The following is a 16,128-nucleotide window of genomic DNA, read 5'->3' as shown; positions in this document are numbered from 1 at the left end:
GCTTGCTTGCTTGCTTGCTTGCTTGCTTGCTTGCTTGCTTACTTACACTTACTTGGCCAGATTTTGTTGAATCATCTCATTGAGCTTCTGCGCTCTAGACGGGAAATATTCATGTGAGCTGATCTCTTCTTCATAAGCGATTCCGCCGAATTCCATAAACATCTTATTCAGCTCATTGCCAGCCGGAATAAATCTGGATGGATCAAAGCGGGTGATTCCCGGCGTGTACTGGAGAACCTCTTTATCGAAGCCTTCATATACCTTGGCATTCGTGAAAGCCTCCACCAATTCCGGATCATCCGAGTTCGGGAATGATCCACCGAATTGGAATAGTACCTTCTGTCCTTCCTTGGTCGCATCCCAGAATTTAAGCAGCTCCCACGCAGCTTCTTTATGCTTGCTCGCCTTCGAGATCGACATCGGGCTTAACCAGCCGAAGTTGACCTGCTGCGCTGTTCCTTTCGGCATGGCGGCAATATCCCAATCGAAGGGGAACGCTTCCTTAAAGCCGGGAAGTACGGGTCCGATCGCCGTAAAGAATAAGGATTTTCCATCATGGAACGAGTTGAGTGCAATCTTGGCATCTGCCGCACGCTTGGCATTCAACAGCGCACCATCTTTGATCATTATGTCGGTAAAGAAATTCAAATCATCCAGCACTTCCGGAACTGAGCCATCCGCAAGATTTTTGGTGAAATCCTCATTCATAGCTCCGACGTTCGGTGCATGCCCATTAGCCATTGGCAAAATCATCGAAACAAAGTCATGCCACCACACGCTGTTTGCCAGGCCGTAATGACTGGCTGCCGGATTAGTAGCCGCTTTAGCCATCGTTTTAAACTGTTCCCATGTCCAATCGAGCTTCGGTTTTTCCAGCCCATACTGCTTCAACAAGTCTTTATTGTATAAAATAAAAAATCCGTCATTTCCCCGGGAAAGTGAATACAACTTGCCATCCCTTTTGAAGTTATCCAAATATCCGGCCCGATAAGGGTAGCTTTTAAATTCCTCGTCCTTCTCGGCATAAGGCGTTAAATCTTCGATAAGCCCTTCCTCTATCGCCCGGTCTAACGAGGTGTTCCATATAATATCAAGCGGCTGTCCTGACGCAATACTCTTGATCAGCTCATCTTCCCCATTTTCCGCATAGACGCCCTCTACCGTTATCCACGGAAATTTCTTCGTAAAGGCTTCGAACATTTTGGGCCAATCCTGATTTTCTGGTGGAATAACCCATCCTACTTTTAATGTAATCGGCTCATGATCCTCTGGCTTCACTACTGTACTGGTACTGGTTGGCTCCGGCTGCTTCACTGGCTCCGTACTATTCGGCTCCCCGCCCTTGCTGCTGCATGACATCATGAAAACTAACAGTAAACAAACCGTAAGCGTTGTCACAATTTTTATCAAACCATACTTTTTCATAGACACCCATCCCTCTTAATATTAATGACAACAGTACCAAAAATAGCGTTATCATTTAATTTCATTATATTTCTTTTCCATCTAGAACTACATTGCTTGGGTTAATATTTACTAGTCATTAAAAGTGTAGGGGCACTGCTTGGATGGATAGACAAGTCGGACGTGACAACTATATGCCTAACAGCGGATAGCAGCTGGTAATAGTGCCGGATGAGAAGTATTGTGACTGAGTTTTATATAGTGCCGGCTTTTTCCGACTGTAATTCTTGTCCTATTCGCCACTAGAGTTAGTAAGGTGTGGGTGTAATTTAATCTCACTGCTTAAGATTTGTCATACCTAGCCCTAACAAATTATAGGAGTCCAAGCACCCGCACCTTCCGTATTAGCATCATACCAGTAAGTAATTACTTTTTCTACTCAATTTCTCCTAAATTCTTCATATAAAGTCACTATTCTTGACAGCTATCACTAGAGTGATCACAAAAAAAAACCCGAAGCAGCGAGGCCGCTGAAAAACCTGTAGGTTGGACATAGGGCTGCAGGGACATAAAAAAAGACGACCCACGGTCCCGGTATTTGAGATTTTGGGTCGTCTTATTTGCTTTTTTTGTCAGGCTATTACGGCTGAATTTACACAGCAGTGGAAATATAGACTGAATAAACCGCACTTTGTGTGACATTCATGTCCAAGAATAAAGAAATTGCATCATTTCTTGTAACAGGGTTACCAGCTATGTTACTGGTCCAGGTTACTGTTGCATTAGGCGTAACTGCATACGCAGCACCATTTGATACACGTACGGGTTGAGCACCTACATCTGTAGGTCTAATTGAGAAAACTATGGTTCCAGTAATGAGAGCTGTAGTGGTAAGAGTAATCGTTGATATTACATTCGCAGCTAATGGTGCTGCAGCATTATTAATAACATCAAAGCACACTTGGTACATATAAGTTCCGATTGGTAAGTTGTTGATACTAATTGCTCCTGATAGTCCAACTACGCTTCCATCTGCCGCATCAACGTAGGGAACAGCATTGGATAGTGCTCCTGGTGATCCTGCTATCCGTTGAAATCCTTGATTATTTCCACCAAAATTAATAACTTTTGTAAATTCTGTAGGCGTTGCTCCGGTGGCTCCCGTGGCTCCCGTAGCTCCTGCGGATCCCGTGGCTCCCGTGGCTCCGGTGGCTCCCGTGGCTCCCGTGGCTCCAGTAGGCCCCGTGGCTCCCGTGGATCCTGTTGCTCCCGTGGCTCCCGTGGATCCCGTAGGCCCCGTGGCTCCCGTGGCTCCTGTTGCTCCCGTGGCTCCCGTGGCTCCGGTGGCTCCCGTGGCTCCCGTGGCTCCAGTAGGCCCCGTGGCTCCCGTGGCTCCTGTTGCTCCCGTGGATCCTGTGGCTCCCGTGGATCCCGTGGCTCCCGTGGCTCCTGTTGCTCCCGTGGCTCCCGTGGCTCCCGTAGGCCCCGTGGCTCCCGTGGATCCCGTAGGCCCCGTGGCTCCCGTGGCTCCCGTGGCTCCCGTGGATCCTGTTGCTCCCGTGGCTCCCGTGGCTCCCGTGGATCCCGTAGGCCCCGTGGCTCCCGTGGCTCCTGTTGCTCCTGTTGCTCCCGTGGATCCTGTGGCTCCCGTTTCTCCCGTAGGCCCCGTGGCTCCCGTTTCTCCCGTGGATCCTGTTGCTCCCGTGAATCCCGTTGCTCCGGTGGATCCCGTGGCTCCCGTTGCTCCCGTGGATCCCGTGGCTCCCGTGGCTCCCGTTGCTCCCGTTGCTCCCGTGGATCCCGTTGCTCCCGTGGATCCCGTGGATCCCGTGGCTCCCGTTGCTCCCGTGGATCCCGTGGCTCCCGTAGGCCCCGTGGCTCCCGTGAATCCGGTGGCTCCCGTGGCTCCCGTAGCTCCCGTGGCTCCCGTGGATCCCGTTGCTCCCGTTGATCCCGTGGATCCTGTGGATCCTGTGGATCCAGCAGCGCCTACGGCTCCTGGCGAGCCAGTTGCTCCAGCAGGGCCAGCAGCTCCTGGCGAGCCAGTTGCTCCAGCAGGCCCGGCAGCTCCTGGCGAGCCGGTTGCGCCTAATTCACCTTGCTGTCCTCTTTTACCACGAGGACCTCGCGGACCTCTCGGACCACGTGGACCACGTGGACATTTAGCATTTGATGTAGGGGAAGGACAAGTTACATGTATGATTTCCTGTTTACATTCCTTTTTTTTGTTACAATTTTGGTTAGATTTTTTTTTGGGGCATTTCATGAATTGACACCTCCTTGTAATGTTTCTATCTTATGAAATTTTCATACTATTGATTGGACTAGCACCCTAGTTAACTAGACTTTAAGTTAATTAACTTAATGAAATTGTGGACGACTATCAAGAGAAACCTTACAGATCTAGATACTAAAAAAAAAACGTCTTGCGACGTCCTTTGAAGCAAGAGTTCGTGACGTGGGTGCGTTACGGGAGGGAAGGGCTGTGGGCTCCAGCCGCTGTTAAAGATTTGTTCCCTGAATGGAATCGATGAGGCGGTAGGAACAAATCTTTAAAGGCGGACGCTTCCGCTCTTCCTCCCACAGCCATTCCCTCTTTAGCTACAATCGCACGAATCACACGAACACCAAGATCAAACGGACTGCCAGCAAGGGTTTTCTCTTGATTGGAGGGGATTCCCCCGCGGGCCAAGCCGCTGGGACTGAAGAATGGCCCCGCCAGCACGCACAACCGAGAAGATCTGCTACTTTAACGATGTTTTTCATCGTTAAAAGCATGAGGTCACTCCACTTCCCTTACTTTAACGATGAAAATCATCGTTAAAACCCCTTTTTGACCACCTAGAGAGGCCATCTATCCCCTTTTAACGATGAAAATCATCATTAACGTGACGGATTGACTTGGAACACTTACTTTAACGATGAAACATCGTTAAATGAAGCACACACTCATTTCGACGGAGGGCGGGGTGCTTCGGGTTCCCTCTTTTATGCTTTATCACTGTAAAGCACTTAAATTTTCTTATCTTATAAAAAAAACGATATTCGATTCAGAGAGCTGAATCGAATATCGTCTGTTTTTGGATATATCTTTAAAATCGCAAGTTTTTCAGTTTGCAGGGGATTGGCTTTCATTATCGCTTCTATGTAAAGCTTTTTTCACCCATCAAACTTCAATCGTTCCGAACTTTTTCCACGTGCCGGGAGTACCCAGTTGTGTGCATATGAATCCGGAGTAGCCGCCAGCAACAACATTTTTGATTAGAACCCGATCGCCGATAGTCCATTTCCCGTCAGTAGGTGCAGTGTCTGAGCCTTGATCAACGGTCAGGTTTTCGGGATAGTAGGTGCCTTTGATTTTATTAATATTTACACCTATGAACTTCATCCCTGCGCCATTCGAAATGCCGACGATGTAAGGGTTATTAACAAGCCCTGCAAAGACATAGGAACCTTCTGCCGGGTCGCCAATAATCGTATCCTTAACGATCAGCTGCGCGATCTGATTCGTTAAATTCCCCACCTGGAAGAAATAAGCTGTGTTATAGTTGCGAATCAGATTGCCGGAAAAATAGCAAAGTCCGTTCTTACCGGTCTCGATAGCTATCGCAACGCCGTTAATATTATTGTCTTCAATGTGCAGCTCCTCTAGCTTAGAAGTCATAATGGCGGTACCTTTTTTCAATGGAGAATAGATCGTGTTGTTCGTTATATACAGTCTGCTTGTGTCCAGATCCTGGTTTAGTGTTTTCGAATATCGGATGGCTGTTGAAAGAACCTTGGAACGAATTTGATTGTTAGCAATATGGATGAACGTATTGGCTGCCATGTCTGCTTTGTTAGAAGAATCCTTCAAAATGATCATTTCGGATACCGGCTGCTGACCTGTAGGATTCCGGTTGTTAACGAGCACGTTATTCTCAACCTTCATGGAATAGGGGGCGACATACATATTGGTATCCCATTCCAAAGAGATCAATTGATTGTTAGGCTCATGGAGCTCGGTCAATTGTTGATTGTTCTGGTTCAAATAATCCAGCGCAAATGAAAAACGATTGTTCGCAATTGATACTTCCGAACCATTTAGAATTTTAACACCATTCATGAAAATCTCTTCAAATACGTTGTCTGCTAGATGAACTTGCTCACAATTAAAATTCGATAAGAAGCCATAGTAGGTTGGCAGTGACTGCTGTCCGCCGACAGTGGATATCCCCCGGTCTCTCCTGCCGTCGATGATATTGCCTACAACCGTGATTCCTTTGCCATTAAATGCAATTGCCGCATACGCAGCTGCCCGAACCGTATTGCCAACTACCGCAATATTGGAATTTCTGACCACAACATCATCCAGATCAAAGGCAATTGCTCTACCGCCCATATCACTGACCACATTATTGGCCACGGTCACGTTCTCCACATGCGTACCGCCCGGCGTATCATTCTCGCCATACCAGTTATCGAAGCAGATGCCATTCATCGACTTCTCTACATAATTATTGGTCACCACCACATCCTTGCATTTGGATACATATATATTTCCCGAGCCATCGCCGTTATACGTAAAATAACAATTGGTTATGACCACGTTCCTACATCCGTAGACAGCCAGTGTAACACCTTGTCCTTCCATAACACCTTTAACCGGAAAAGGATTTCCTACACCATAAACGCCTTCAATCCACAGGTTATCAATCGTAACATTCACTTTATCCTTCGCCGAAATTAAATTCACACCATCAGGATTGGTCGTCATAAAAATTTTGGATGCCCGCGTACCTTCGATTCTGGAATTATCCTGCAAAAACACGTAGTCCGTAATTCTGTAGGAAGAAGCGGAAAAGTAAATGTGCGAAAAAGAATTAATGGCCAGCTGAATCGCTGCCGTATCATCCGTCGTGCCATCACCTTTGGCACCAAACCATTTCACATGCGCAGGGCCGCTAAATATACGTCTAAACCTGGCGCCGGAGCTGGAGACAAGGATAATTCCGGTGTTGTCCGCTGAAGTCGTATCCGTATTATCATAATAGAAGGACCCTTCCTGATCACGATCCTTAACAAAATAAATGCGGTCGATTTCCGGTGATGATAGCGCTCTCAATTGTGCGATAGTGACCATCTTGCAGCACTCTTCATATTCAATACTTTTTTTCATACCACTGCCATTGGCAACAGGCAGCTTGCCGCCCATTGTTCCCAGAAGCCATGCCCCAGCCGTTACCGCTCCAGCAGCCCCTATTCCGCCAAGCAGTTTCCTTCTGCTTACCCTAACATCACTCTTACCTTCGTATCCCTCCTGTTCAACTTGTTGCTGATGCTGATTGTTTTCCGTCATACTGTCATCCTCCCATTTCACGATTGTTGTTTTACATGTTTTACATGCCTTTTCCGTTCTTGTTACCGTCAAGTTGATCGTGCAGTTGCATTTATTATAACAATGATCCGAACAGGCACCAATTGCTCACATTAAGATTTATCAGGGTCTGAAACACTAATTATGCCCGCTTATTCATCAAATCCTTTCTCTCTTCCAGCTATGTATAATGGATAAGAAGCCTTGTATCTAATAAGGATCAGCAGTAAAGCTGATCCTCTTCCTGGTTCATATAGGCATGTAATAATTTCATGTATGCCTCCAATATTTGTTTCGTTAATATCCCCGTTTTTTCAACCATGTCCCGCATAACGATGTCCATGTCCGCACACTGTCCGCATTGACTGCATTGGCTGCATTGACCTCATTGTCCTTATTTTCTGCCAGCCCCATACCATGTGGTCCACTCTCGTAAATATGCAATTCAAAGGGAACCTTATGCCTGCTTAATGCCTGTGCGAACAGAAGACTGTGCTCTACTGGAACAGCCTCGTCATCTGCCGTATGCCATAGGAAGGCAGCAGGTGTATCTGCAGAGACCTGCAGTTCATTGGATAAATGCTGGCGCTGAACATCAGCAGGAAATTCCCCCAGCAAATTGACCATCGATTCATAATGTCCGATTTCCCCTAGACTAATAACCGGATAACAGGCAATCATGACATCTGGCCGGCTGCTTTGCCGCTCAACTGGGTCTGGATCTTCAAGCTGGCCTTTGTCAAAATGTGTGCCCACTGTGGAGGCCAGATGCCCGCCTGCGGAAAATCCCATAATGCCGATGCGGCTGGCATCGATATTCCAGGTTTTGAAGTGATACCGTAAAAAGCGGATCGCGCGCTGGGCGTCAAGCATGGGAATCGGGTGCTTATAAGGCGCCACCCGGTAATTCAGCACGAAAGCAGAAATGCCAATCCGGTTTAACCACAGAGCAATCGGCTCACCCTCATGCTCTGCCAGCATGCCGTATGCCCCTCCCGGGCAAATGATAATAGCTCCAGTGGGCCTAATGCTATTTACGATATAGGGCTTCAAAACGGGCCCGATCATCCCCATTTGCTTTTCTCCTGTATGCATCCGCAGTTCCTCTTGCGGCCAAATCAATATCGGTGCTGACAAATGCTTAACCCCCTATTTTTCACCCGGATCGCCTGCCTGCATAGTTGTTCAACTAGACAATACATGCACCATTGGCGCCTTGCCCGTTCCGAAGGGAATGCACTGGTAAGCGTCGCTCCAGGTTACATCGGGCGGATTGTAGGCAAAAATACGATCCTCCCATCCGCTCTTCCCTTTATAGCTGCTTGGTCCGACAAAAGAAGGGTTCCCGTCCTTATGATGATGGGGTCCCAGCAAATTGCGCAGGCCGCTCGTAAGCCGCAGCGTCACGGTATTATCTCCTTTCTGGAGAAAAGGCGTAAGCCTATACTCATAAGGTCCCCAAGCACGCGATCCTACCTGTTGACCGTTCACTTCCAATCCAGTCACAACAGCCTGGGGTGATAACAGCTCAATAAAAACTTCGGATTCACCTGTATCGTGGAATGGAAGTTTCCCCTTCAGCTCTACCGTCCCGGCATAAAACCAGAAGCCCTGTAAGGTCAAGTCTTCAGGTCTGACTTTGTCAGGCTGAGGGACAATAACGAAATCCTGTGTTTGGCATGCATGCACATGATTCACAAGCTGGTAAGAGCTGCTGTCAGGAACAACGGCGAATTCCCCTGTTATATATAAACATTCCAGCTCGGTCGCTTGGAAAAAACGGTTTTTCTCCGTCTCAAAAACATCTTCATCCTCTGAATAGCTGGAATCGGCTTCGCCTGATCGGAAGATACGTTGAACGATCAGTTCATTCCTTCCATGCTTCACCCCGAGTGAAAGCTGAATCGACTGCATAGCCGGGTCAAGCCAGGCACAGGCATTATCAGCACATACCTCGTTACCGTTCAAAAACAACGCGCTCTCCCCGGCATCTTCCAGAACAATTCGCAGCGAATGGTGCAAGTCGAAATCATCCCGGATGAGGAACTCATACCGAAGCTGCACATCCACTTGTTGACGAAGACCGGTCAAGTACTCCTGAAGCCGGAGATGATGCATCCGTTCACTCCATTCTTCCGAATCGCTTAAGCGATACTGACAATAGTCGAGCATCAGCACATTATCCAGCGGCTTGACCAGCTCCCAGGTATCCGAAAGCAAATACGTCTTTTTGCTGGCATAATGATCATATGAGGAGAGAGCTGCTGCTGCTGCAGTTTGTGCTGTTTCAGGATGTTGATCTAACAGAACAGTCGCCTTCTCTGCTTCTTCATGAATAGGAACAGCGGCCAACAAAGCAGAACCTCCGCTTTCCAGATGAAGATGTACAATAGACTGATTGTCAGCATAAGTAACAGCAAGCTCGGAAGCCGTACCGTTTCCAGTATCCATGAGGCTCACCCGGACCGCACCCTTCCATTGTAAAAGGCCAGACCAAGGCTGATACTTCTCCCGATTATACAAGAAATAAACCGTTGTCCCGCCATCCTGCCTTTCATTCACATATAACGTGTCGTCCAGTACTCCTCCGGGACCATAAATGTTCAACGGTCTGAGATCAACAGGGAGCACCGCTTCAAGCGCCTTGCGGATCGGCATCACCTGCTGGACATGCTGCCTGCACCACTGCTCCAGCTCAGGAGCTGGCGCTCCAGCGATCCGGGCAGGGCTTTCCCCGGCACTGATGATCAATCCGCCTTGCTGCTGAAACTGCTTGAGCATTGAGAAGGTCGCTGGCTCCATGGACAGCAATGAGGGCATAACTACCGCTTGGTAGCTCATCTCTCCGATTCGCAGCACACCCCCGGCCACCTCACCGTATTTCTCAAGCAAATGCTCATCGCCATAATCAAATTGAACCTTCATCGAGGCCAGAAGCTCAGTCAATTCTCCAAAACGCCGGTCAAGCTCCCAAACCGCTCTCGGATTATGAGCATCATGCACACACCATGCACTGGTCAAAGGGTGCAGAACAAGTACATTGGATCGCGCTTTTCCCCGTGTAATCCAATCACTCGCTTCAGCCGCATAATCCGTAAATAGCGAATAATCCTTCCACCACGGCTGGTGATAAGACAGAGACGGCGGATAATCCCGCTTTCTTCTCCCCCTCAATGAATACGCAGCCAAGTGCTGGCACTGCACATTGACCCCCATACTGTAATGCCAATCGGCTATATGCTTCAAGTCGCTGAAGCTTACCCCCCAACCGCTGCAGCCGAACATTTCCGACAGCACCTGCTTCTTGCCGAGCTGATTAGCCACACTGGCGGCCTGCTTCAGAATAACCGGCCTTGTCACCCGATTGCCCAAATGATCAATGCCCGGCATATGCATCCACTCATACTTGCGCATGACGTCTCCAACCGCCGTCATCTGGAATTTAAGCGTATCCTCACAGGCAAAGTGCCCGGTAAAACAAAGATGATTCGCTTCACACCACAATCCTACTTGCTCAGCATATGACTTCGTGAATAGACTGGATACCGACTGCCAGTAATCATGCTTAACAGACATCGGATCCTTACAGCCGGTCAATAGGTCAGGCAATTTAGACAATACGCTATACCCGTGCAATTGAGCAAAATAAGGAATGAGCGCAGGCGACCATGGGTGCTTTGCAGCAGCGTACTGCGGCTCATCCGTGAATACACCGCGGATTGTTTTGCCGAATTCAGCGGCAAAATGCTGCTTGTATACCTCATGCGTGCTGTCGATGAAAAGGCGCACCGTTTGCGGATTAAGCAAATCACTGTAATAGGGATTTACATTATAATACACATGAAGCAGCTCTTCACCAGCCGGCATTGATTCCGGATGGTTTGTCAGCGTCCAGCGGTTTCCTTCCTGCTTGTAATACCAGGCTATGGTCCGGTGACTGCTCACTGCAGATTCCGCAGCCACATATTCGTATTCCAGCCACTTCTGCTGATGCTGCTCACCTGACTGAGGCACCTTCCCCCCGCAAAAACCACTCGGCCAGGCGTCCTCATCATAAAGCCATATCTCCATGCCATACTGGCGCGCATAATTAATACAAGCTCTGACGGCAGCGATCCAGCTTTCTCCCAAATATTCGGTAAGCAGCCCTCCCCGGGCATGTAAAAATACACCATGCATACCTGCCGCGCGAAATTGTTCCAGCTGCCCGACAAGTGCTTCCGGTTCCAGCTTATCATTCCAGGACCAGAACGATAAGCAGCCTTTAGTCCAAATCCGATTGTTGCTCAGCATTTATGCAAGACCTCCCACCAGCTGCCTATTCTTCAAACTTCAACTTCCTATTCTTCAAACTCCTATTCTGTCTGTATTCTATAATATAATTCCCCATAATTGCCCATTAACCTGCATCGTTTTATGGAGGACCGGATCAATAATTCGCTCTCCCTCTGCTAAATGGCAGATTGATTAGCTGCCAGCGTAACCTCCAATGTCCGAAGCGCATCTGTATAGCTGCATAAAATCGATGCCTGTGATCCCGATCTGATAGCCTCTATAAGAGTTCTGCACTGCTCATAGCCGGGATCGAGTTTATTCGTTTCCACTATGTGCTGTTCATTGTCTATGATGGTCAAGTTGCTTCCGTTGCCGCTTAAATGGACAAAAAAATCATGCCCGAAAAATTTGATGTCCGAGCCGGAGTAAAATGGCGACACGCAGGATTCCGTAAGCGAACCAATAGTCCCGCTGTTCATCGAAAAAGAGATGGCTCCTGCGTCATATATCGTACTTTCCGGATCTGTCTGATCAAAAGAAACGCGTCCAAACTGAGCCCTTACTTCACGAAATTCACCGGCAAGATAGCGGATCATATCCACCTGATGAGTGACGGTGTCCACCAGATGTCCCCCTGACATATCCAGCTGCCTCCACCACTTGGAGGGATGCGAGGTTCCAAGCCTGAAGCCCTGAATCAAGTGGGCTGGTCTTCCCTGCAAATATCGCTTTGCCGTCTGTACCGTATCCATATAACGCAGCACATAGCCTACTGCATGGACAATTCCCGTTTCACGGATGATTTGCTCTTTTTTCCTGACAACTTCCATATCTATACCCACTGGTTTTTCCACAAAAAAAGGAATTCCCCTGCGGGCTGCGGTAACTTCCAGATCTCCTCTGGCAAATTGCGGTGTGCAAATAAATACAAGATCGATCCGTTGTTTATCCAGTACTTGATTTGCGCTTTCCATTACCTCGGCTCCAGTAGCTTCAGCTGCCTTTTGGGCCTGTTCCTTATTGAGATCAAATACACTTACAATTTCCGTGTTCTCTATTTGCTTTAATACCCTAATGTGATCTTGGGCAATTCCGCCGACACCGATAAATCCAATTCTCATGTTCATGCTCATTGATTCGTTTCATCCCTTTACTGCGTAATAGGCAATACTTCCGACCAAATTCTCCGCAAATTATCCAGTCCAATTCTTGTGCCCGTCAGACAATCCTCCATACCTTCAAACTCCAGGGAGAGGTAGCTGTCATAGCCGGATAATTGAACTAAACGCAGTACCTCCCTGATATTTATATCTCCATTGCCGAAAATAGCGCCTCTGAGATAACTCCCATTCCCCATCTCCCACCATCCTTCTCCAGGATTGAAGCCCGATGGACGCACGTAAAAATCTTTCGCATGGATCATCGAAGCATAAGGGATGTTGCGCTTGCAGGCATCGACAGGGTCCTCACCGACACACAAAAAATTGGCTATATCCAGTGTCGTTTTGAAATTGGGCCGATTGACGCTTTGGATAAGACGCTCGACCCGCTCGCTTGCCTGAATGTAGGTGCCATGATTTTCTACACTTGTTGTAATGCCATAATTAGCAGCGTAGTCGGCAATCCGGCCGCAAGCAGCCGACATTCTGGGCAAATCGCTTATGAAGAAAGCTTCAGAAGTTTCATCAGGCTCCCGGAAGGCCACGTCATGGCGCATAAGCTTTACACCCAGACGATTGGCAATGTCCACATGCTTCATAACACGCTGAATCTCATCTTCACAAGCCTGCTCGTCTCCAGAAACAAAGTTGGCCGTGATCGCATAATTGGATATGTCCAATTTCAAATCGTCTGCCTTTTGCTTAATAGCATCAACAAGCTTCTCATCATTCTCCAGTTCAAATCCTGCTGGAACGATCTCCACATGCTCTGCACCTTGATCGGATATCCACTGAATGACGTCCAGGACATTCATCTGCCTGGCATACATTTTCTGGCATAAGCAATAAGTACTGATTCCAAATTTCATAACATGCCTCTACTCCTTACTAGCATCCTTATTGGCATCCTTATTAACATCCTTATTGGCGGGTCCAAATAAAATATCGGTAAAATAGAAGTTGCCACCCGGTGTCTTCGTCTGAGTGAATGCGACTGGGAGAACATACAGCTCCAACAGTTCATCCCCTTTTTCCACTTGAATGTCGAGTACATGCGATCCCTTGTCCAGCTCCACTTCGAACAATCTTTTTATGTAGCTGCGATGATAGCCTGGTACAAATTCGCTCATCTCCCGGTCTTCCAGCAGCACTTCGTCATTTAAGCAGGCTTTCACGGGTGAGCGGGTACCGACAATGAGCCTGACATTACGCTTACGCGGATTGATCAAGGTTGTCTGTGCCGCATATGTGCCAGACGCTTCCGTTCCAAGCAGCTCAGGGAAAGAAATCCGGTTCCCTGGAATCATCATTTCGACAGACTCTGTGCTGTCTGGTCCCCAAAGCTTCCAATAATTTGTTGGAAGTAATGTAAAGCGTACGTTATGACTGTTCCACAGAGAATCGTCATGCCACCGGTCGATCTGGAAGGAAAGCTCATAGAACGGCAGCTGTTCACTTCCCGATTCCACAAACGTTTCCCACACCAGCTTTTCTTCCGGCTGCAGCTGGTAGTATCGGCCCTCTTCCTTGTTCCACAAGGACGGTACTTCTAGCCCAAACTTTCCTTCCCAAAGCTCTTCTGTTTGATTTAACAAAGTTATAGTCAGCGTTTTTCGTTCTGCTACACCAATTGTTGGACCGCCTTGCCCATAGTCTATCGTAACCTCCAGCCCCCGGTTTAAAGCAGCACCGCCAGGAAGCAAATAGCGGTTGGTCAGCGCGCTTTGCCCCACAAGCCAGCGTGGATCATAGTCGCCGTTCCAGTTCCCCGGTATACGTATGTTATCCTCGACAACTTGGGTTGGAGCTACAGGGTCTATAACAACCGGGATATTCCAAATGGCCATTACTTCTTTACTGACTGCAAGCGTTCGCCTTGTAAGGTCTTCCAGATCAGATGGAGGCTGAAAGCCTTTGATCTGCGGACTCACCACAACACTATGCCCAATGGGCTGCACCCATCGTTCCGGAATACAATCAGCCCCGCCAATAATACCGAGAATCGCCCCGAGTGTTGCTCCCGTGCAATCTGTATCATAACCACAGTTTACTGCCTTCAGCAGGCTATCCTCGAAGTCTGTTCCGTAAAGCCAGCCTAGTATCGTAAAGGCTATATTCTGAGGAGCATCTGTAAAATTGTAACGTCCGTATTCACCAACGATCAATTCGCGAGCTTCAATCCATGTTTTTCCCGATTGAAACCATTGAATTACATCTTTGACCGCGCGAGCAGTCCGACATTGCTCCGGAATAAAAGCCAAGCCGATTTCAATTAACCGGTCGCGGTCTGATTCGAGAAATGCTGCGCTTTCGATTGCCGCAAAGAACATTTCTCCATATACCCCTTCGCCCCCCGCATGATCTACAATGGCGTCCTGATAAGCATAATAGGCTGCCACACCGGGCGCTCCAGGCGCAACCATGGCCCAGATTTCCGAGCGAATCGGCGATCCCATGCAATCTTTAAACGGATTGTTGAACGATCCGCTCACAGGTGCTTGCAAACCGCACCGCAAGTTCGTAAGCGTATAGCCGTATTCATCAAACGGGAAAAAAATATGCTCGACCCATTCCTGGCCTAATTCCTTCGAGGTGATTCTCGCACCATACTGCTCCAAAGCATGCAGCCAGACAAGCTGCAGATCAAGATCGTCGTTAGCCAGCGGCTTATCAGGAACCTCAGGGTAAAAGGTCATGTCCATAAGTTCCGTTCTTCCTTCAACAAAGCCACCCAGGGTGCCTCCAATATTTTTACCAAGCCATCCCCCAAATACTTTGCGATAATAATCTTGTTCATTTAATATGCTTTTATCCAAAATCACTTACCTCCCCTTATCCCAAAAACTTCAACCATTGCCTCCAACACCACCTATTCATTGACTTGAATGGTGATTCTTAGGTACAATTGTAAGTGGTTTCATTATATTTCTTTTCCTGCAGGAACAACATTGCTTGGGTTAATATTTACAAGTCATCAGAAGTGTAGGGGGGAGCTATTCCGATGAACTACTTTGCAATTAACGGGCTATCCAGGCTGGATGTTAAGTGGTCCAGATTATACAACGTCGAACCCGGCTTCTTGTCGCCTCGTGCCAATCCAAACTATGAATTGATCATGATTACTGACGGTCCTGTATTTATCCAAGTAGGACAAGAGAAATATACACTAAACAGTGGTGAGTGCCTGTTAATGCTGCCTTGGGAAGAGCATTTCGCCTGGAAATCCGGTGGTGGCGGCTTTTTTTGGGTTCAATTCTCATCGGATCCACCGCTGGAATTTATCGAGGCTGGCAATAATTTAACTTCGCTGCTTAAGATTTGTCATACCAGCTCCAATTTTTTGCGGACCTCCACGCAGGATCAGGCCGGGCAATTGATTATTCCGCGCCGCTTCGCTCCCTTGCGCCGCTTTGAATGCTTGCATACTTTTGAACAAATGGTCGCTGAATTCAACAAGCCTAAGGGATATTATCATTTCCGTTTAAATCGCTACCTGGCCAAGCTGATCGAGATTTCAGCTGAAGATCTATTGGAGAAGGTCATGTCCGATACCAATCTGCCTACATCCATCATCACATACCAGCGGCTTGTCGAAACATTGAACGAAAGCTACAATCTGGAATGCACGGCCGCATCTATTGAAGCCATGCTGGACCGGAAATACGAATATCTTTGCAATATATTCAAGAAGTATTCAGGTATAACTATTAACGTATATCTCCATCAACTGCGCATTCAAAGGGCCAAGCATCTGCTCCGCGAAACCGAGAAATCTGTGCAGGATATCGCCTATGAATTAAGCTTCGAAAATCCGCTATACTTCAGCAAAACCTTTAAAAAGCTGGAAGGCATATCTCCCTCGCATTATCGTGCTCAATACAACTTAACCGTAAGCGCGGTTGAGCAAGCTTAAGAAATGGAAAAAGCACCACC

The 16,128-nt window shown here is 47.8% G+C and carries 10 protein-coding genes; 1 reads left to right on the top strand and 9 read right to left on the bottom strand.

Translation table 11 applies throughout. The features are described 5' to 3' along the window. Positions 1 to 48 precede the first annotated feature (48 nt). The 9 genes from J2Z66_RS11090 to J2Z66_RS11050 all read right to left on the bottom strand — a co-directional run bounded on the left by J2Z66_RS11090 (position 49) and on the right by J2Z66_RS11050 (position 15,011). Positions 49 to 1,425, bottom strand: a complete 1,377-nt coding sequence (locus J2Z66_RS11090) for an ABC transporter substrate-binding protein (RefSeq protein ID WP_209971469.1) — start codon at positions 1,423 to 1,425, stop codon at positions 49 to 51. A 631-nt stretch (positions 1,426 to 2,056) separates the two neighbouring features. Then, on the bottom strand, positions 2,057 to 3,670 hold the full coding sequence (locus tag J2Z66_RS44055; protein ID WP_209971468.1) for a hypothetical protein: 1,614 nt from the start codon (positions 3,668 to 3,670) through the stop codon (positions 2,057 to 2,059). Positions 3,671 to 3,871: 201 nt separating this feature from the next. Then, positions 3,872 to 4,135, bottom strand: a complete 264-nt coding sequence (locus J2Z66_RS11080; protein ID WP_209971467.1) for a hypothetical protein — start codon at positions 4,133 to 4,135, stop codon at positions 3,872 to 3,874. A gap of 435 nt (positions 4,136 to 4,570) precedes the next feature. After that, positions 4,571 to 6,742, bottom strand: coding sequence for a putative phage tail protein (locus J2Z66_RS11075; protein WP_209971466.1), 2,172 nt, complete (start codon positions 6,740 to 6,742; stop codon positions 4,571 to 4,573). A 315-nt stretch (positions 6,743 to 7,057) separates the two neighbouring features. Further along, a complete protein-coding gene (locus J2Z66_RS11070) occupies positions 7,058 to 7,897 on the bottom strand; it encodes an alpha/beta hydrolase (RefSeq protein WP_376774385.1) in 840 nt (279 codons plus the stop codon). Positions 7,898 to 7,945: 48 nt separating this feature from the next. Continuing rightward, the gene (locus tag J2Z66_RS11065; RefSeq protein WP_209971465.1) at positions 7,946 to 11,053 is read right to left on the bottom strand and encodes a glycosyl hydrolase; all 3,108 of its coding nucleotides are present in this window, start codon (positions 11,051 to 11,053) and stop codon (positions 7,946 to 7,948) included. A gap of 158 nt (positions 11,054 to 11,211) precedes the next feature. Beyond that, positions 11,212 to 12,168: a Gfo/Idh/MocA family protein gene (locus J2Z66_RS11060; RefSeq protein WP_209971464.1), complete on the bottom strand. Its 957-nt coding sequence runs from the start codon at positions 12,166 to 12,168 to the stop codon at positions 11,212 to 11,214. Positions 12,169 to 12,185: 17 nt separating this feature from the next. After that, positions 12,186 to 13,064, bottom strand: coding sequence for a sugar phosphate isomerase/epimerase family protein (locus J2Z66_RS11055; protein ID WP_209971463.1), 879 nt, complete (start codon positions 13,062 to 13,064; stop codon positions 12,186 to 12,188). A 9-nt stretch (positions 13,065 to 13,073) separates the two neighbouring features. Then, positions 13,074 to 15,011, bottom strand: coding sequence for an ADP-ribosylglycohydrolase family protein (locus tag J2Z66_RS11050; RefSeq protein WP_209971462.1), 1,938 nt, complete (start codon positions 15,009 to 15,011; stop codon positions 13,074 to 13,076). 185 nt (positions 15,012 to 15,196) lie between these two features. Between J2Z66_RS11050 and J2Z66_RS11045 the strand changes: the two genes are divergently transcribed. Then, positions 15,197 to 16,108 (top strand): AraC family transcriptional regulator, encoded by a 912-nt coding sequence (locus tag J2Z66_RS11045; RefSeq protein WP_209971461.1) that lies wholly within the window; start codon positions 15,197 to 15,199, stop codon positions 16,106 to 16,108. Positions 16,109 to 16,128 lie beyond the last annotated feature (20 nt).

Origin of the sequence: Paenibacillus eucommiae, assembly GCF_017874215.1 — a bacterium.
Taxonomy (GTDB): Bacteria; Bacillota; Bacilli; order Paenibacillales; family NBRC-103111; genus Paenibacillus_AI; species Paenibacillus_AI eucommiae.
The sequence above is the reverse complement of the archived record's forward strand: the minus strand, read 5'-3'. Positions and strand labels throughout refer to the sequence as shown.